A 16,909-nucleotide genomic window follows, 5' to 3' on the forward strand; every position below is an offset into this window, starting at 1 on the left:
CCCATCGTCCATCCGCAGGAAATAGGCCTGTGGGCCGCTGTGTTCAGACCCCAAGACCCAGTTCCCGTTCCATGATCGCCCGCATCTCGAACTTCTGCGCCTTGCCCGTCACAGTCATCTCGAACCGCTCGACGATGCGCACGTAGCGGGGAACCTTGTAGTGGGCGATGTGCCCGCGACAATGGTCCTGAACATCCTGTTCCGACAGGGTGGCGTCAGCCTTGGCGATGATCCAGGCGCAGACCGCTTCACCGAATTTCGCGTCGGCGACGCCGAACACCTGCGCGTCGGCGACGGCGGGGTGACGAAGTAGATATTCTTCTATCTCGCGCGGATAGATATTTTCACCACCGCGAATAATCATGTCCTTGATGCGGCCGGTGATGCGGACGTAGCCCCGCGCGTCCATCGTCGCCAGGTCGCCCGAATGCATCCAACCGTCGGGGTCGATCGCCTCCGCAGTGCGGTCAGGATCGTTCCAATAGCCCAGCATCACGGCATAGCCGCGCGAACAATATTCGCCCTGCTGGCCGATGGGGAGGATCGCGCCATCGGGGCCGACGACCTTCGCCTCCGCATGGGGGTGAACGCGGCCGACCGTGGTCACCCGTTCCTCCAACGGATCATCCGTCGCGGTCTGGGTAGTGAGCGGGCTGGTTTCGGTCATACCGTAGCCGATGGTGATCTGGGTCAGGTTCAGCCGGTCCATCACCTGCCGCATCACCGTTTCCGGACAGGGCGATCCCGCCATGATGCCGGTGCGCAACGTCGATACGTCGAATGCGTCCAGATCCGGCTGGTTCAAGATGGTGATGAACATGGTCGGTACGCCATGCAGCATCGTGCAACCTTCCGCCTGCACTGTGTCGAGCACCAGCCGAGGATCATAGGCTTCACCGGGATAGATCATCGCCGCGCCGCTGGTCAGCGCCGCCATATTGCCCAGCACCATGCCGAAACAATGATAGAGCGGCACCGGGATACACAGCCGGTCGGCGGCGGTGAGACGCATCGTGCGGGCCGAGAAATAGCCATTGTTGAGCACGTTGCGATGGGTCAGCGTCGCACCCTTGGGCTGGCCGGTGGTGCCGCTGGTGAACTGGATGTTGATCGCATCATTGCGGTCGAGCGTCGCCTCGATCAGGGTCAGACGATCGGGGTCGGCCTCCGCATGCAGATCGGACCAGTTCAACAAGTCCTGCTGCCTTTCGTCACCCAGCACGACCACTTGGCGCAGCGCCGGGAGGCGGTCCGGCCCGATGTCCCGCAGCATCGCCACATAGTCGCTGCTCCTGAATCGGGGCGCGGTGACCAGCAGGCTGCACCCGACCTTGTTCAGTGCATATTCGACTTCGCTGGCGCGATAGGCAGGATTGATGTTGACCAGGATGGCGCCGATCCGCGCCGTCGCGAACTGGATCACTGTCCATTCAGCGCAATTGGGCGCCCATATGCCGACGCGGTCGCCCTTGCCGATGCCAAGGTCCAGCAGCCCAGTGGCTACAGAATCGACCTGTGCAATTAATTGCGCCCAAGTCCAGCGGATGGACTGGTGTCGCGACACCAGCGCGAGGCCGTCACCATGCTCCGCTGCGACCTTCAGCAACGCCTGACCGATGGTGGTTTCCAGCAGCGGGACGTCGGTGGCGCCCCGCGCTATCGACAGGCCGCTCATCGCTTGATGTTGATGACTTGCAATTGGGTATATTCCGCCAGCCCTTCCTCGGCCTGTTCCACGCCCAGCCCGCTATTCTTGAAACCCGCCATGGGGATGTGCGGGCCGATGGCGATATGCTGGTTGACCCAGACCTGCCCGCTTTCGATCCGCGCCGCGATGTCGGCGGCGCGCGCCACATCAGCGGACCAGACCGATCCGCCCAGCCCATAGTCGGACGCGTTGGCGCGGGCGATCACATCCTCCACATCGTCGAACTTGATCAGCGGCAGGATCGGGCCGAACTGTTCCTCGTCCACGATCGTCATGCCGTCGGTCACGTCGCGCACGATGGTCGGCGCGATGAAATAACCGGCCCGCTCCATCGCCTGTCCCCCTGCCACGATCTTGCCGTCGGATCTGGCGGCGTCGAGGAACCTCTTCACTTTCTCGAACTGCATCGCGTTCTGGATCGGCCCTATTTGCGTGCCCTGTTCCAGCCCGTCGCCCACGATCGCCGCCTGCGCCAGCGCCGCCAGTTCCTCGCACATGGCGTCGTAAATATCGGCGTGGATATAGGCGCGCTTCACCGCCAGGCACACCTGTCCGCAATTCAGGAAGGCATTGCCGAAAATCGCCTTCGCCGTTTCGCGGACATCGACATCTTCCAGTATGATTGCCGGATCATTGCCGCCCAGTTCCAGCGTCACGCGCTTGAGCCCATCGGCACTGCTGGCGGCGATGCGCTTGCCGGTCGCGGTGGAGCCGGTGAAGCCGATCTTGGCCACATCGGGATGGGTAGTCAGATGCGGCCCCAGATCATTGGCGTCGGTGATGATATTGACGACCCCTGCCGGGAAAATCTCCTTGCACAAAGCTCCCAGCGCCAGCGCCGTGGCGGGCGTGGTCGGTGCGGGCTTCAGCACGATGGCGTTACCCGCCAGAACCGCCGGCCCGATCTTCCAGCAGGCGACAAGCAGCGGGAAGTTCCAGGCGATGATCCCGACCACCACACCCAGCGGCTTGTGCTTGACGGCGATATAGCCCGCTGCGTCATCCTGAATAACGCGATCCGGCAATTCCAGGGTCGCATAATGGCGCAGAAAACCTTCGGTCCAGGCGACCTCGCCCTGCGCTTCGGGCAGCGGCTTGCCCTGTTCCTGCGTCAATAGTCGCGCCAGTTCCGCGCCGTTGGCCGCGACCGCATCGGCCAGCGCGACCAGCTTCGCCTGCCGCTCGGCATAGGGCACCCCCGCCCAGCCGGGCTGCGCTGTCTTGGCCGCCGCGATCGCCTGATCCGCTTGGGCAGCCGAAGCGCGCGCGACCGTGGTGAACGCCTCGCCCGTCGCCGGGTTGACGACCTCCATCTGGAGGTCGCCATCGATCAGTTCGCCGCCAATCAGCAGCTTATAGTCCGCCATTATCCTCTCCTTGCGCTGTCTTTAGAATTTCGCGCCAACCGTCACACCATATGTCCGCGGATTGCCAATGTGATTATAATCGAAACCAAAGCCCGCGAGCAGGTCCACGCGCGAGGTGAAATAGAATTTCTTCGTGAGGTTCTTCGCCCAGAGCGAGGCATTGAAGCGCCCGTTCGCGCTCTCCCAGTCGATATGGCCGCTGAGCAGGGCATAGCCCTTCTGCTTCAGACGGGGGATGTTCACCACCTCGAAATATTGACTCGACTGATAGGCGACTTCCGGGTGGAAGGAGAGGCTGCCGAAGCCGCCTTGCGCAACCGTCCAGTCGATCCCGCCGTTGAGCGTCAGGCTCGGCGCGTTGGACAGGCGATTGCCACCCACATCGACGCCGCTGACCGTGCCCTGCTTGATCTTCGCAGACAACACGCCCAAGCCCGCGCGCATGGTCAGCATGTCGGCGGCCCGCACGGTCAGTTCGGCCTCGCCACCATAGATTCGCGACTTGGGGATGTTGAGCAATGTCTGCGCCGCGCTGGACGGATCTACGTTGATGAACTGCTGATTCTTGTAATCATAATAGAAACCGGCAACGTTTAGCGTGATGCGGCGATCCCAGAACTGGGTCTTCGCGCCGACTTCATAGGATGTCACCTGCTCCGCCTTGGCCACCGACAGTTCGGACGGATCGAAAAAGGCCTGAGCATTGAAGCTGGGCGCGCGATAGCCACGGCTGACGCTGGCATAGAGAAGGTTGCCGTCGGTCAGCTTGTAGTCGAGGCCGATCTTGCCGGAGAAATTGTTTTTCCTGAAGCGCAGGTCGGACAGCGGGATCAGGGTCGCGACGACGCTGTCGTCGACACCCAGCGCCTGCGAAATGAAGCCGTTCTGTCGGCCCGTATCATGGGTATAGCGCAGGCCGCCACGTAGCGTCACCGCCTCGCCGATCTTGTATTTGAGGTCGGAATAGACAGCGACGCTCTTCTTCACCTGGGTGAACTGGTTCTGGACCTTGCAGGCCAGCGGCAGGCCATCGGCACAATCCTGTGCGTCGATGGCGCCGTCCGCGTTCACGTCGACATCGGTGGCAATCTCGAAGGCGGTGCGGTTGAAGACCTTTTCCCGGTTGAAATAGACGCCCAGGATGAAGTCGAATGGACCGCCCGTGTCGCTGGTCAGGCGCAAATCCTGTGCGAACTGGCTGGCCTTGTCATAATAGGGGATTTCCAGCAGCTTGGTTGCCGTGCCGTCCGTATCCTCGCGGAAGAAGAGCGTGCCCTTGTCATAGGACGTGATGCTGGTCAGCGCGATCGCATCGGACAGATCGACATTGGTGGTCAGCGCCACCGATGTCGTGCGGGCGCGGCGGCGGGTGGATACGTCGGACGCAATCTCCCATCGCGACAGACCGGGCGGATGGTTGGCTTCGGGCTGGGCATAGATGCCGTAATTTTGCGGGTTCTGGAAACTTGTGGAGGCGCGCAGGACGAAAGTCAGCCCCTCGACCGGCTGGGCCTTCAGCGTTCCGCGAAACGCATATTCGCGGGTGCTGGCAAGGTCCGGCATGCCGGGCTCGACATTTCTGAACCAGCCGTCCGCCCTGGCGAAGGTGCCCGCCACGCGCAGGGCGGCTTTCTCGCCCAGCGGCACATTGACCGCGCCGTTCGCCTCGAACCGGTTATAATTGCCATAGCCGACGTTCACATAACCGCTGGTTTCACCCAGCTTCGCTTCCCGGCTGATGATGTTGACCGCGCCGCCCGTGGTGTTCTTGCCATAGAGCGTGCCCTGCGGCCCGCGCAGCACCTCGACCCGTTCGAGATCGTACATGGCAACGCCAAGAAAGGCGAAATTGCCTTTATAAACTTCATCATAATAGGTGGCGACCGGGCTCGACTGGTTGAGGCTATAGTCGGACATGGACACGCCACGCAGCGCGAAGATCGGCGTATTGTCGCCTACAATGGAGGTGAGCTGGAGATTGGCGACCTTCGTCACCAGGCTGTCGACGCTGCTGACGCGCGACTTTGCCAACATATCACCACCTATGGCGGTTACAGAAATCGGGACAGACTGTACATTTTCCGACCGCTTGGCCGCCGTAACGACGATTTCGCCTTGCGCGTCATCCTGCGCGAACGCCGGATTCATCATGCCAAGACCTGCGAAAGCCGCACAGCCGCATGCTACCAACCCTGTATATACTTCCCCCATCGATTATACTCCAATCATGGTTTTCCCTGTTCCATTCCTGCATGTTCGAACCCTGCCACCAGTCGCTCTCTTGTAGCGACGCGATCCAGTCGCAGGGGGTTGCGGCGCAAGGCAGCGATTTCCGTGGCGGAATAAGGCCTGAAATCGATTGGCAGATGCTCTGCGTCGAAAGTGTAAAGTGTCCAGTTGACGAGGTCCGCCAATCGCCGGTCGTCCAAATCGACCGTGGCGACGCCCGGCACCTGGCCGAGGAACGCCCGCCCGCCCGGCACCATCAGAAAACGGGCGACTATGCCGCGCATCGGCGGATTGGACCGATCGTCGCCGCCTCCGTCCGGTCTATGGCAACCCTGGCATTTCAAAATATAGTCTTGATGGGCCTGACGCGGATTGACGACGCCCGGCATCGCTCGCTCGCTCGCTCCAGCCGCCAAGGTCGCGGATAATGCGACAAGGCCTGCCAAAGCGAGCAGGACGAGCTTCACTTGCCGCCCGCCCCTTCATGGAGCTTCGCGACATCGGCGGCGTTCAGCGCCTTGCCGCCGACCCGATATCCGGCCACTTCCTGATCGGTGAAGGGCTTGAAAACGGGACCGATGCTGGCGATCGACCCGCCGACATGGTTGAGCACTGCCGCCACTCCAGCATCGTCCAGCCCGCCCTGCGCCGGCATCATGCCGCGATAGGCCTTGCCCTCGACGCTGATCGGGCCGTTCAGTCCCTTGATTACAGCCAGCGCCAGATAGCGGCGGCCACCCGGCTTGGCGGCCAGGGTACGGAAATCGCGCCCCAACGGCGGATAGGCGCCCGGTACGCCAGCGCCGGTCCGGGTGTGGCAGGCAGCGCAGCGATTATAGATGGTCGCGCCATCCTGCGCCGCTTGCGCTATCCCTGCCGTCATTAGCAAGGCCAGTCCCACGGCGATCTTCATTTCGGTTGCTCCAGAGCCGTGCCGACGATCGCTGCAACCGAGCAATTGTAGATGCTGCTTTCGGTTCCCAGACACCAATTATAGTCGTTGTTCGACTGGGGCCGGACCTGCGGCCGGTCGCCTTCATTGCGATTGCACAGGCACTGGCCGCAGGAGGACACGCCGCAACAATCATTATAGCTGATGATATAGGCGCGGCCGTCCGCCGGGTTGGTGCAGGTGCCGATCCAGGTGATAGGCGACATTTCCGTGCCCGGCGGGCAGGTGTTGACCGTGCCGCCGCAACAGGAACAAAGGAAGCCGTCGATCGCGCAATAGCGCCAATAATCGCAACTCGCCGGATTGCCGGGATCCTGCGGCGTGCCGGAGGTCATCTCAGGCCGGGCGGCACCGGGGTGGGTGGCGGCGCGCGCCACCGGCAAGGCGGGCAGCATGGCCGTGCCGGTCATCCCCGCTCCAAGCCAGGCCAGCAAGGAGCGGCGGGACGTGCCGCGCGCAACGGTCCGGGCCATCCGTTCGGTGAGCTTGTCGAAACCGTCCATGGTTCAGGCCTCCTTCCGACGGGCAAGGAAGTCCTGGATCGACGCGACGCCGCGTTCCTTTGCCTCGAACAGGCTTTCCAGATGCTCACGGCTGTTGATGAGGCCGAGCGAGGCGACCTTGCCATTTTCATCCAGCAGCACGGCATAAGGCAGCTTCGCGACGCCAAAGGCGCGGCCCAAGGCTTCGGAAAGAATGATCGGCAGGCCGACCAGCCCATGGTCGGACGCCATGGCGCGATAGGCGGGTTTAGCGCCATCCCCCGCGATCACCACATCGATCCAGTCCGCCTCGGCGCGCGCGGCGGAGCGCAACACCGGCAGCAGCGACTTGCAGACCGGGCAGTCGGGTGAGGCGAAAAAGAGCAACTGGCTGCGCCCATCGCGTTTGCCGCCGATGCGCAATTTTGCGTCGTCGATGGTGATGAGGTCCATCGGCGTGGCCGTCTCGCCGATCTTCACGCCCTGATGCAGGGTGAGCGCGCCTGCGGGAGCGATCCGTTCGTGCAGGATGCCGACCTGTCGGGCGAGTGCCGCAATCAGCAGCGCTTGGGCAATCACCGCGGCCCAAAGCAATATCTGGGATGTTAGCATCAGTTCTTCCTCCAAACAGGCTGGGGAATGGCAAGGAGCTCGGCCGCACCGAACCAGAGCGCCAGGAAGCCGGCGGAGGCGAAGGGCGCATCGAGCGTGAAGGGGGCCTGGGGCAACAGGATCACAAGGGCTGCGAGACCGGCGAGCAGCGCCGGGCGGGCGATCTGGACCCAGCCGACCAGCTGCTCCCGGGCTACGAGGTCGCAACCGCAATCAAGCGACTGGCCCCGGCGGCGCAGCAGCAGCAGGGCATAGAGTGCCCAGAGCAGCAGCGCGATGATGGCGCCGACCGACCGCAGTGGTCCAATCAGCAGACACAGGGAAGCGGTCGTTTCCGCAACGCCCCCCGCGATCAGCAGCAGCGGTCCAGCCGGTGCTGTGGCCCCCACAAGCCGCGCCGCCGCCGTCCCGAGCCGCTTGCGATCAATCGCCTTGTGCAGCGCCGACACGCCCAGCAGCATGGCGAGGAAAAGGGAAAGCGCAGCCATCATGGCACCGTGATGACGATGGGGTTGGCCGCGACCGTTGCGCCCAGGGTCCGAAGGAAAGCACCGGTCGCGGCGTCATGCACGTCGATCACGCCGTCCGCCCGCGCCACGATCAGTTGCGGCGCATCCTCACGCGTTACGGCAATGGCCAGCCCCTGCCCCTTGAGCGCGATACGGGAGAGGCGCATCTTCCTGACCGGATCGATGACCCAGACTTCGGTGCCGCCATCCTTGTGGCTGCCTTCCTTGCCGTTGGGGCTCATCAGTACATAGAGCAGCCCCTTGGCGTCCGAGGCGATGACCTGCCAGCCGCCCGGCCGCCATTGCGGGGCGCCGCCGTCCGCCTTGCCGACGCTGAAGGCGCCCGGAAGCGGCCTGGCAACGGGTCCGGACAGGTCGATGCCCTGGACCATGCCATAATAGCTGACGAACCAAGCGGTGCGGCCGACCATGGCGGGTGTGCCGAACAGCGGCTGCCGGTCAATATCCTGCACTCTGGCCACGCTGCTGGAGGAGGCCGCCTGCCCCTTTTCGTCCAGCGTCACGCTGAAGATCGACCCATCGGCGCACAGGCTGCTGAAGCCGCGCTGGCCGCTGGGATAGATTTGAGTGCAGCCGGGCAGATCGATCTCCCCCAGCACCTTGCGCCCTTCCAGATCGACGACGGTGATCGACTGGGCCGGGTTGAAATTGGCGACCAGCGCCCATTTGCCGCCATTGGTGAACTGGAAAACGTTGGGATAGGTAACGGACAACTGGCGCTTGCCACCGGGCAGGACGATCTCACCCTTGGGTTGAAGCGTTTTCATATCCCATATGGTTATGGCGTCGGTTCGTTCCCCGCGCGTGAGACGGCTGTAGAATGTTTCTGCGGTGTAAATCTCGCCGCGATCCGGCGCTACCAGTTCATTGGCGAACTGGGCCGCGCGTACCAGCCCCTTAAGTGGCCGGTCCGCCGAGCGAGTATCGACCAGCGCCAGCTTGCCATCGAGGATAGAGGCGAAGTTGAGATCATGGATCAAGACCCAACTTTTCGGCCAATTAACAGGCAGTTGCGTGACACTGGGCAGTGTTTCTTCGGGCAAGGGCGCAGGAAATTTTGTGGTGTCGGCAGATGCTGACAAGGGCATTGCCGCGCCAAGCAGCAAGCTCAGACCAATGGACCGCATGTTCGTAATCTCCCGCTGCGGATCTCGTCCGCTTGAGGATGATTATGAATAAGCAGCAACAATTCTGTCAAGTGACCTAAATTTGTCGTTCGACATATTTATACGAACCTCTATAGTTCACCTGATTGAACGGAAAATAACGGATATTCAGATGGATGAAGCGGAAGGCCGGACCGCGGCCCTGATCATGGCGGAACGGGATGGCGGCTATTCTAAGGGGCACGAGACGCGCGAGCTTATCCTCCATACCGCCCTCAATATCCTGATTGAGGAGGGCTATCGCGCGATGAGCATGCGCCGAGTCGCGACCGACTGCGGCATCAAGTTCGGCAACCTGACCTATCATTATCGCAGCCGCGATGATCTGGTCCGCGAACTGCTGGAAGCGGTGATCCGTGGCTATGAGGTGGAGTTTGACCAAATCATCCATTTGCCGGGGCCGCCCGCCGAACGGCTGCAGCGCATCTGCCGGTTAATCCTGGAGGATATTCGCAGCAAGAAAACGACGCACCTTTTTCCAGAACTTTGGGCGCTGTCCAATCACGATAGTTTCGTGCTGGGCCGTGTGCAGGAATTGTACGAACGCGCCCGCGCGCCGCTGGCCGAAATAATAGGCGAGATGCGACCAGATTTGTCTTTTGAGGACCGCAAGGCAATCGCTCTATTCATCTCTGCGTCGATGGAAGGACTGACACCTTTTAGCGGCTACGAGAAACCATTCGAGCCGATCATGTCGACGCTGGAAGCTATTGCCATTCACTCGTTCGTTTCTCTGGTCGAAACTTACGATTGTGGAATGGCTGCTGAGCAACGATCCCAGCCTTCTTCAGAATGACAGCCTTTTGGGGCATCATTACGAAGGCGACTCACCGATCGGGCGAGAGGCCAGTTTTTCTGCCAATTTACGATCAAAGCAGGCGGCACTTCACCTTTTCCCACGCCCTACCCAAACGCAGCGGAAATCCCGTTTGGGCCGCTTCCTATTGAAAGCATTTTGATAAGACGCGAAGTCCGAATGCGACCTGCGCTATACCTGCGGACCGCCCCAATAATCGACCCGATTGCCCTTTCAAAATCCGATAGTCAGCATGTCCAGCGCAGCACTAATAACGTCTTGTTCAGAAGCGAGGGATTGGACGGCATCCCCCAGTTCACGGGTCGGGACGCTCGCTGCAAACTGCGTCGCCATTACCAGCCTTTCGCTTTCCACAGCCAAAATCGGGTTCAATCGCATAGCGGGTTTCGGAGCCTCGCTGATCGGCAACAGTGGGACCACCAAACGGGTGTTGAGATCGCTCAGAAGGTCTGCCTGACAATCGAGAACATACGAACCGCCCTGCTTCAATCGATACACATCAAACTTCGCCATTAGAACCGACGATGCTGACTCAAGGGCAGACCATGCTGTTCGACATAGCTGTTCGAGCTTTCTAGCGCGGCGGCATTCTCCTCCTTCCAGAGGCGACCCCGCTCCATCGCAATCTGCTCAGCCAATCCAACCTCACAGGCGCGGGAAATATTGATGCCCAGCCGCTTTGCTTCAGCCACAAGCGCTATATCCAGCGACACATTGGTCGGCTTGCGAGCCTGCGTCGCCAAATCATACTCGTGCCTGCCCATTAGAGCCTCCTCATATTTATGCGCACATATATGCGCATTTCAAACGAGGCCGTCAAACAATGTCAGATCGCGAAACATAGCCACTAGGAGCAGGCTATCGGCGAACCGACTGGACATGCGCGCATGCTACTCGGCCTCCAAATCTGGCGACCCAGTTCTAGTGGCCGGAGTTCCTACGCCCCAACCTCCGGCTTTCACGGATTAAAGCAGCTTCGCAATAGGCGTTTGTATCCGCCTGTTCATATAAGATGGCAGGTTCTGCGTGAGACAAAGCGGAGGAAGACGACCACGCCCTCACCTCGAGCTATGGTCGCCTCCATGAGCGATTACTTGGACGAACTCGACGACCTGCTGATCAACCAGTTTGATGAAGGCATGTTGCTGTCGGAGTTAGACGGTTTTCTCACCGGCATCATCGTCAGCCCCGACATGGTGCCACCTTCAGCCTGGATGAAGCAGGTGTGGGGTCCAGATACGCCCAAATTCGATGCGCCCGAGGAATTGCAGCGCTTTTTCGACCTCGTGATGCGGCATCATAATGAAACTCTCATTGGGCTTGACGAGCCGGCCGGCTTTGCCCCGATCCTGGAAGTCGACACCAGAAGCAATGAAACGCTCTGGGAGCTTTGGATTGAGGGTTTCTCAAAGGCCATGAAACTCGCCCCTCGAGGGTGGAACCGCATACGCGCGCAAGCAATGATGAAGGGCCAAAGGCAGCGATCGCCGGGATCACCGAACTTGCAGCCTTCGCAGATGGCCGACATGAGCTGCCCGAGGAAGGACCGCTGGGACCGCGAAGCACCAGACCTGATCCCCATTTGGGTTCAGATGCTTCACGAGTGGCGGCTGGAGAATGATCAGAATCCGCCGATGACTGCGAAAGGCGGAAAGGTAGGTCGGAATGATCCCTGCCCTTGCGGATCAGGCAAAAAATACAAGAAATGCTGCGGCTTGAATTAACGGCCGTTCCTTCAATCTTGCGGACTTATAGGCAAAAATGGTACTGGCTCGCTTGACGTATGCCGCTGCTTAACGCCCTAGGGATAATACCTTTTTCCCGCTTGTACGAATCAGCAAATTACTTACCCTGCGCAAGACAATGGAACTAGGAGCAAGTCGCGCGCCATTCCAGTTGCTCGTCTAACGCGGGAAATGCGCTGCTCTGGAGCTGACGAGGGACTGAAGAGATTAAGCGGGGTATAGCATGAAGGGTGAAATCCTCGGCTTCAGCGATGCTCACGGTGGTGCAATCTCCGGCGAGGACGGCACCCGCTATCGCTTTCACCCTGCAGATTGGCGCGGCTCCCTTGCCCCCTTGGCGAGCGAACGCGTCGATTTCGAGATAGTTGAGGGTCGTGCGATCGACGTCTATCCAATCGGGCCGACAAGTCAGACGGTGGCAAGCCATCCTGTAGCGGCAGCGACTGCCCAAAACCCTAGTTCCGCTCGTTGGACCACACCGATGTTCGGCATAGGGGCGGCTATTGTCGTACTTTTCTACGTCTTCTTGATCCCACCGGCGCTGTTCCATCCGATGGGCGGCAATTTCAAGCCACTGCTGTTGATAGGCCTGTCAATCGCGGCCATTGTATGGCGAAACAAGCGGAGTTTCGCCCGCACAAACCAATATGGTGTTGAGACCTATCGCGGCTTCGGTCATCTCATGGGTTCTGGCATGGTCGATCTGGTGGTAAGTTTTGCAGCCATCGCAGGTATGGTCATCGGCGGGTTCGCATTGCTTTTTTGATCCACAAACGAATTGCTCGCGCAGTGTCGGGGTGGTTCGAATTAACGCCCGTTCCTTTGATCCGGCCGAATTATAAGCCCAAATTGCCTCTCACAGGGAACCCACGACGGACCCATCTCAAAGCGCTTCTGGTAGGGAAAACTCGACCCATAAGGCCAAAGCTATGGTGCGCGACGCAGTCCTGAGCTAACCGGTCTCTTCCCTGCATTTCCCTGATAACTGCCCAAACTGCTTTTCTCGAGCGAAAACGACGATCGTTGCGCCAGAAAAGTCGCAGAAAACCGCCATTCAGTAGCTGGATTTCCCTGCTATCCAATGCAGGGATTTTGTCCCATCGATGCAGGGAATTGCACAGGTTTAACAGGGAAGATGATCCTGGCCGGCGTGACCCGTGAAAAAATGTGCGTGCCGTTTAAACGTTGGTAGTCGCGAAAACCCGATACATGGTTCTGACGGTCTCCACGAGAAGGAGAACGATGATGATGCAAGGCCCCTGGCACCTGTTCCATCCCGACAGCCCCGGCTATCTTGAGCGCAGGCTCGCAGAGGGTGAACCTGTATCCAGAGCGGATCTGGCGCGGGTCTTCGAAGCGAATCCCGGCTACAGGTGGGAGGGCGCGCTTCACAACCTTTACAGCCAGATGCTGAACGGGACGTTCAGGGGCAAGCCTGGGCCGAAGGAGCGATTCAGCTGGGCGATGTGGCAGTGCATCAACGCCTGGGTCGATCTGGAGGCTGAGGATATCAGGGCAGACCGCGCTGGGCGTCCGCACGAGCGTTCCGATTTCTCCCCGATGCAGCTGGCCTATGAGAATACGGCGCGCAGGTTCGGGCTTGGCACGGGCGCGGCGCTTGCGAACAGCCTGAGCTCACGAAGATTGCGGTGAGATTCCATGATCGCGGCGGATCGTCGCGCTGTGACATCTGACTGCCTCCTGCAACGAAGGAGGTTTTATGGAAACACAGCGCGGCCCCCTCTCGCGGGGGGATCTGGTGGAGCGTGATATCGCGTTTCTCAAGCCGCATGCGCGTAACGCGCGCACCCACTCGAAGACGCAGATCGGCCAGATCGCCAGGAGCATCAGGAAGTTCGGATTCACCAACCCGATCCTGATCGACGAGGAGGACCGGATCATCGCCGGCCACGGCCGCGTCGAGGCGGCGAAGAGCCTTGGCATGACCCGTGTCCCCGTCCTGCTTCTGGAAGGCATGAGCGAGGCCGACCGCAAGCCCTATGTCATCGCCGACAACAGGCTGGCGGAGCTGGCCGGCTGGGACCGCGAGCTGCTGGGCCTCGAGCTGGGCGATCTGTCAGCGCTGGTGCCGGACTTCGACTTTGACGCCATCGGCTTTGAAATCGCGGAGATTGAAGCGCTGCTGAACGAGACAAATCCGAAGGAGGTAACGGAAGACGCCGTTGATGAACCCGAGCGAAAGGCGCCGCCTGTCACGCGCCTGGGGATATGTGGCAGCTTGGATCCCACCGGATTCTCTGCGGCGACTCGACAAAGCCGGAGGTCTTCGAAAAGCTGATGGGCGATGAGCTCGCGCAGATGATCTTCACCGACGCACCCTATAATGTGCCGGTGAACGGTCACATCTGCGGGCTTGGCAAGGTCCAGCATGACGAGTTCGTCATGGGGGGCGAGATGAGCCGCGCGGAGTTCACCGACTTCCTTGCGAAGGTCATGGACAATCTCGCCGCGTACAGTGTGGATGGCTCGATCCACTATCAGTGCATGGACTGGCGTCACATGGGCGAGATGCTCGAGGCTGGCGAGCGAGTATATGACAGCCTTCGCAATCTCATTGTCTGGAACAAGGACAATGGGGGCATGGGCAGCTTCTATCGCTCCAAGCATGAGCTGATTTTCGTGTTCCGGAAGGGCGCGGCCGCGAACATCAACAATTTCGCGCTGGGGCGGCATGGCCGCTATCGCACCAATGTCTGGGACTATGCGGGTGTGAATTCCCTCAGGGCCGGGCGCGATGAAGAGCTTGCCATGCATCCGACGGTCAAGCCTGTTAAGATGGTAGCCGATGCCATGCTCAACTGCTCGCGCAGTGGTGGCATCATCCTCGATGCCTTTTCGGGATCGGGCACCACGATCATGGCGGCTGAGCAGACCGGGCGCATTGCGCGCGCCGTGGAGATGGATCCGCATTATGTCGATGTGGCGGTCCGTCGGTGGCAGAAGGCAACGGGCCAGGAGGCCGTCCTCTGCGGCTCCGATCTCACTTTCTCGGCTATCGAGAAGGTGGTGAACGAATTCGACATGTGAGCGTGAGGACAGCGCCGACGTGCGCCGGCGCTGTCCTCATCTAATTGTCGCGGGGTTTTCATGACGGACATTCCCTGCATTGCGGGCCTATCGCCATGTCACTGCGGTGTTGCAGGGAACTGGAGGTCTTATCCGATATGACAGATGATGATTATGAGGTCGGCTATGGCAAGCCGCCGGTGGCAACGCGCTTCAGGCCCGGCCAGTCCGGAAATCCCAATGGCCGGAAGAGGAAGCCGAAGCCGCAGACGGCGCTGAAGCCGATCTTCAGGGAAGTCCTGGAAGAGGCGGTCACGCTCAATGGCCGGAAGTATACACCCATGCAGGTCGTGGTTCGCTCGCTGATGAACAAGGCGATGAAGGGCGACTTGCGGGCGATCAAGACCATATTTGAAATGGAAAAGGAGCTTGGGCTGGACAAGCCACAGGGTCGCTCTGGTGTTCTCAAGGTCACCAGAGTGCCGCCTGAACTGCGCAAGCAGTGGGCCGAAATGCAGCAGGCCAAGTTCCGCGGTGAAGACCCCGAGGGGCTTGCAGCGCTTGACGCAAATCTTCCCGAGAGTGAGCGGGGGCGCTACTGAAAGACGCGGCCGCGTCCGTGAGGGCGCGGCCGCTTCGCCTATATGCCGCAGTCTGCCAGCGCACTCGCGAGTGATTCGTCGAGCGGCACCGGCCTCAGGCCCTCGTTGGTGAACTGGCCCACGCGGTACATACCCGTGCCGGGCAGACCGGTCTCGGGTGCGGCAGCCTTTGCACGGAAGAGGAGGCCGCGACCGGCGCGCATTTCATCCAGCATTGCCAGAGCCGTTTCACCCTGGGCAAAGGTACTGGTTGCGGTGGCGCTCAGGATCATCCGGTTGCTGAGCGCCATGGCATCGGCCATCGCTTTGGCCGCCACCGAATTCTGATCCGTGCCGGCGGGCGGAACAGCGGGCGTGTCGATGGTCATTGGACCATCTTCTGCCCGCAGTTCGCGGAAAGGCCGGTCATCCACCCGCCAAAGGATTGTCCCGGTGGGGAGGCGGAAACGTCCCCCGCTGCTCACGCCGACCAGCAGCCCGTGGACCGGATGCTTCTCGATGACCGGATAGAGGAAGCCGGTACGCGAATATCGTGTCTTACCAACATAATCGAGCGCGGTGACGACGCAGCGGGTGGCACCGGTGACTGGGTCGGTCGTGCGGGTTGCCTGCCATGTATGGGGAACCCTTTCCTTTGCCCCGGCCGGGATGGTCAGGGTCATCGCAAGAAACGCAGCGGCGGTGGTACGGACTTTCATGGGACAAGTGCCTCCCGAAGCTGGCGGACAAGAGTGTCGAGTAGGCTGCGTTGTGCCGCATCGGGTTCATGGGGATCGGCAAACCGCCAGCGGCGGTGTTCGAGGAACAGCGAGATCCAGAGATCGCGCGCGCTGCCCTGCCAGCCCCCGGTCCGGGTGGCGACCGCCAGCCCGGCCTCAGCGAAATTGTTGGCGTCGCCCTGGCCATCATGCTGAAGCAGGGCATAGCCGTCGACCAGATGGGCAAGCCCGGCAGAGCTGTTCCAGTCGCAATCCTCAGGAATGGCATCGAAGCGGCCGGACCGGACGGCAGCCAGCCATGGTTCGGCCGGTTCGGGCAACGCGGCCATATGGTCGATCAGAGCGGATAGGTCGGGATGTCGCTGCCCGAAAAGGCGATCCACGAGCTCCTCAAGACCGCCGATCTTCTCGAACCTTCTGGCGAATATGACGCGATGGTCCGGACGCTGCTTCTTCTTTCCGCGGCTATGGGTGGCGATCCGATCGCCAAGCGGAGGGATCTTCTCTCCCGGAGGGTTGCCGAAGAAGCGGTATGACACTGGCCGCATTGTCAGCGGATCATAGGTCATCCAGATGATGCAGGCCGATGGCTTGATTGCGAGATTGACATGGGCGGTGACCTCGCGGGCCGCGCCTCCCAGCACCTGTCCCTTGAGCTGGACATGGCGGATGATGCCGTTCGCCTCGATCACCAGATCATAACCATCACGGTCGCAGTCGGTGCGCAGCAGTTCGAAGGGCTGGTCACGCAGCAGCAGTTCGGAAGTGACGGCACCGCTCAGATGATATTCCAGCACCTTCTCGATGAGCGAAGAGTGGCGGGAAAGCTGTGCCCTGGCGGCGGCGTTACGGATCGTGGCAGGCGTCAGCAGTCTTGCTCCTCTTTATGGGGAGCGGCGCTGATGCCGTGGCCTCACTCGTCGCTCCTATGTCCACTCGGGGCGACGGCCAGA

20 protein-coding genes are annotated in these 16,909 nt (G+C 60.8%); 7 read left to right on the forward strand and 13 right to left on the reverse strand.

Annotated elements, in window-relative coordinates; genetic code table 11:
• Positions 1-43: 43 nt before the first annotated feature.
• The 9 genes from ACYU81_RS04495 to ACYU81_RS04535 form a co-directional block, all read right to left on the reverse strand.
• Positions 44-1,675: an AMP-binding protein gene (locus ACYU81_RS04495; RefSeq protein WP_460986539.1), complete on the reverse strand. Its 1,632-nt coding sequence runs from the start codon at positions 1,673-1,675 to the stop codon at positions 44-46.
• A complete protein-coding gene (locus ACYU81_RS04500; protein WP_460986540.1) occupies positions 1,672-3,075 on the reverse strand; it encodes an aldehyde dehydrogenase family protein in 1,404 nt (467 codons plus the stop codon). The genes ACYU81_RS04495 and ACYU81_RS04500 overlap by 4 nt, the downstream gene beginning before the upstream one ends.
• Before the next feature lie 21 nt (positions 3,076-3,096).
• Complete coding sequence (locus tag ACYU81_RS04505) at positions 3,097-5,226, reverse strand: TonB-dependent receptor (protein ID WP_460986541.1); 2,130 nt, start codon at positions 5,224-5,226, stop codon at positions 3,097-3,099.
• Between the two features lie 74 nt (positions 5,227-5,300).
• Entirely contained in the window at positions 5,301-5,771 is a 471-nt protein-coding gene (locus ACYU81_RS04510; RefSeq protein ID WP_449473941.1) for a cytochrome C, read from the reverse strand.
• Positions 5,768-6,217, reverse strand: coding sequence for a c-type cytochrome (locus tag ACYU81_RS04515; protein ID WP_460986542.1), 450 nt, complete (start codon positions 6,215-6,217; stop codon positions 5,768-5,770). The genes ACYU81_RS04510 and ACYU81_RS04515 overlap by 4 nt, the downstream gene beginning before the upstream one ends.
• On the reverse strand, positions 6,214-6,759 hold the full coding sequence (locus tag ACYU81_RS04520) for a methylamine dehydrogenase light chain (protein WP_460986543.1): 546 nt from the start codon (positions 6,757-6,759) through the stop codon (positions 6,214-6,216). Before ACYU81_RS04520 ends, ACYU81_RS04515 begins: the two co-directional genes overlap by 4 nt.
• Before the next feature lie 3 nt (positions 6,760-6,762).
• Positions 6,763-7,350: a thioredoxin fold domain-containing protein gene (locus ACYU81_RS04525; protein WP_460986544.1), complete on the reverse strand. Its 588-nt coding sequence runs from the start codon at positions 7,348-7,350 to the stop codon at positions 6,763-6,765.
• Entirely contained in the window at positions 7,350-7,838 is a 489-nt protein-coding gene (locus tag ACYU81_RS04530; RefSeq protein ID WP_460986545.1) for a MauE/DoxX family redox-associated membrane protein, read from the reverse strand. Before ACYU81_RS04530 ends, ACYU81_RS04525 begins: the two co-directional genes overlap by 1 nt.
• Positions 7,838-8,860, reverse strand: a complete 1,023-nt coding sequence (locus ACYU81_RS04535) for an amine dehydrogenase large subunit (RefSeq protein ID WP_460986547.1) — start codon at positions 8,858-8,860, stop codon at positions 7,838-7,840. The genes ACYU81_RS04530 and ACYU81_RS04535 overlap by 1 nt, the downstream gene beginning before the upstream one ends.
• 298 nt (positions 8,861-9,158) lie before the next feature.
• On the opposite strand from ACYU81_RS04535, the gene ACYU81_RS04540 reads away from it, so the two are divergent.
• The gene (locus ACYU81_RS04540) at positions 9,159-9,842 is read left to right on the forward strand and encodes a TetR/AcrR family transcriptional regulator (protein WP_460986548.1); all 684 of its coding nucleotides are present in this window, start codon (positions 9,159-9,161) and stop codon (positions 9,840-9,842) included.
• Between the two features lie 234 nt (positions 9,843-10,076).
• Here ACYU81_RS04540 and ACYU81_RS04545 read toward each other — a convergent pair whose 3' ends face one another.
• Complete coding sequence (locus ACYU81_RS04545; protein WP_460986549.1) at positions 10,077-10,376, reverse strand: CcdB family protein; 300 nt, start codon at positions 10,374-10,376, stop codon at positions 10,077-10,079.
• Positions 10,376-10,627 (reverse strand): type II toxin-antitoxin system CcdA family antitoxin, encoded by a 252-nt coding sequence (locus tag ACYU81_RS04550; protein WP_460986550.1) that lies wholly within the window; start codon positions 10,625-10,627, stop codon positions 10,376-10,378. Before ACYU81_RS04550 ends, ACYU81_RS04545 begins: the two co-directional genes overlap by 1 nt.
• Before the next feature lie 330 nt (positions 10,628-10,957).
• Here ACYU81_RS04550 and ACYU81_RS04555 point away from each other — a divergent pair, with 330 nt between their 5' ends.
• The 6 genes from ACYU81_RS04555 (at position 10,958) to ACYU81_RS04580 (ending at position 15,237) form a co-directional block, all read left to right on the forward strand.
• The gene (locus ACYU81_RS04555) at positions 10,958-11,587 is read left to right on the forward strand and encodes a UPF0149 family protein (protein WP_449473958.1); all 630 of its coding nucleotides are present in this window, start codon (positions 10,958-10,960) and stop codon (positions 11,585-11,587) included.
• Between the two features lie 244 nt (positions 11,588-11,831).
• Entirely contained in the window at positions 11,832-12,374 is a 543-nt protein-coding gene (locus tag ACYU81_RS04560) for a hypothetical protein (RefSeq protein WP_449473959.1), read from the forward strand.
• Positions 12,375-12,850: 476 nt separating this feature from the next.
• Positions 12,851-13,261: a hypothetical protein gene (locus ACYU81_RS04565; protein ID WP_449473960.1), complete on the forward strand. Its 411-nt coding sequence runs from the start codon at positions 12,851-12,853 to the stop codon at positions 13,259-13,261.
• A 67-nt stretch (positions 13,262-13,328) separates the two neighbouring features.
• The gene (locus ACYU81_RS04570) at positions 13,329-13,907 is read left to right on the forward strand and encodes a ParB/Srx family N-terminal domain-containing protein (protein WP_460986551.1); all 579 of its coding nucleotides are present in this window, start codon (positions 13,329-13,331) and stop codon (positions 13,905-13,907) included.
• Complete coding sequence (locus tag ACYU81_RS04575) at positions 13,907-14,656, forward strand: DNA-methyltransferase (protein WP_460986552.1); 750 nt, start codon at positions 13,907-13,909, stop codon at positions 14,654-14,656. Before ACYU81_RS04570 ends, ACYU81_RS04575 begins: the two co-directional genes overlap by 1 nt.
• 137 nt (positions 14,657-14,793) lie before the next feature.
• A complete protein-coding gene (locus ACYU81_RS04580; RefSeq protein WP_460986553.1) occupies positions 14,794-15,237 on the forward strand; it encodes a DUF5681 domain-containing protein in 444 nt (147 codons plus the stop codon).
• Positions 15,238-15,275: 38 nt separating this feature from the next.
• Here ACYU81_RS04580 and ACYU81_RS04585 read toward each other — a convergent pair whose 3' ends face one another.
• Positions 15,276-15,935, reverse strand: coding sequence for a hypothetical protein (locus ACYU81_RS04585; RefSeq protein ID WP_460986554.1), 660 nt, complete (start codon positions 15,933-15,935; stop codon positions 15,276-15,278).
• Positions 15,932-16,753, reverse strand: a complete 822-nt coding sequence (locus tag ACYU81_RS04590; RefSeq protein WP_460986556.1) for a hypothetical protein — start codon at positions 16,751-16,753, stop codon at positions 15,932-15,934. The genes ACYU81_RS04585 and ACYU81_RS04590 overlap by 4 nt, the downstream gene beginning before the upstream one ends.
• Positions 16,754-16,909: the final 156 nt, after the last annotated feature.

It is taken from the genome of Sphingobium sp. TomTYG75 (assembly GCF_054771635.1).

Coding starts and splice junctions, on each gene's coding strand:
- ACYU81_RS04495 (WP_460986539.1), bottom strand. CDS start 1,675: ATGAGCGGCCTGTCGATAGCGCGGGGCGCCACCGACGTCCCGCTGCTG.
- ACYU81_RS04500 (WP_460986540.1), bottom strand. CDS start 3,075: ATGGCGGACTATAAGCTGCTGATTGGCGGCGAACTGATCGATGGCGAC.
- ACYU81_RS04505 (WP_460986541.1), bottom strand. CDS start 5,226: ATGATGAATCCGGCGTTCGCGCAGGATGACGCGCAAGGCGAAATCGTC.
- ACYU81_RS04515 (WP_460986542.1), bottom strand. CDS start 6,217: ATGAAGATCGCCGTGGGACTGGCCTTGCTAATGACGGCAGGGATAGCG.
- ACYU81_RS04520 (WP_460986543.1), bottom strand. CDS start 6,759: ATGGACGGTTTCGACAAGCTCACCGAACGGATGGCCCGGACCGTTGCG.
- ACYU81_RS04525 (WP_460986544.1), bottom strand. CDS start 7,350: ATGCTAACATCCCAGATATTGCTTTGGGCCGCGGTGATTGCCCAAGCG.
- ACYU81_RS04530 (WP_460986545.1), bottom strand. CDS start 7,838: ATGGCTGCGCTTTCCCTTTTCCTCGCCATGCTGCTGGGCGTGTCGGCG.
- ACYU81_RS04540 (WP_460986548.1), top strand. CDS start 9,159: ATGGATGAAGCGGAAGGCCGGACCGCGGCCCTGATCATGGCGGAACGG.
- ACYU81_RS04545 (WP_460986549.1), bottom strand. CDS start 10,376: ATGGCGAAGTTTGATGTGTATCGATTGAAGCAGGGCGGTTCGTATGTT.
- ACYU81_RS04550 (WP_460986550.1), bottom strand. CDS start 10,627: ATGGGCAGGCACGAGTATGATTTGGCGACGCAGGCTCGCAAGCCGACC.
- ACYU81_RS04560 (WP_449473959.1), top strand. CDS start 11,832: ATGAAGGGTGAAATCCTCGGCTTCAGCGATGCTCACGGTGGTGCAATC.
- ACYU81_RS04565 (WP_449473960.1), top strand. CDS start 12,851: ATGATGATGCAAGGCCCCTGGCACCTGTTCCATCCCGACAGCCCCGGC.
- ACYU81_RS04570 (WP_460986551.1), top strand. CDS start 13,329: ATGGAAACACAGCGCGGCCCCCTCTCGCGGGGGGATCTGGTGGAGCGT.
- ACYU81_RS04575 (WP_460986552.1), top strand. CDS start 13,907: ATGGGCGATGAGCTCGCGCAGATGATCTTCACCGACGCACCCTATAAT.
- ACYU81_RS04580 (WP_460986553.1), top strand. CDS start 14,794: ATGACAGATGATGATTATGAGGTCGGCTATGGCAAGCCGCCGGTGGCA.
- ACYU81_RS04585 (WP_460986554.1), bottom strand. CDS start 15,935: ATGAAAGTCCGTACCACCGCCGCTGCGTTTCTTGCGATGACCCTGACC.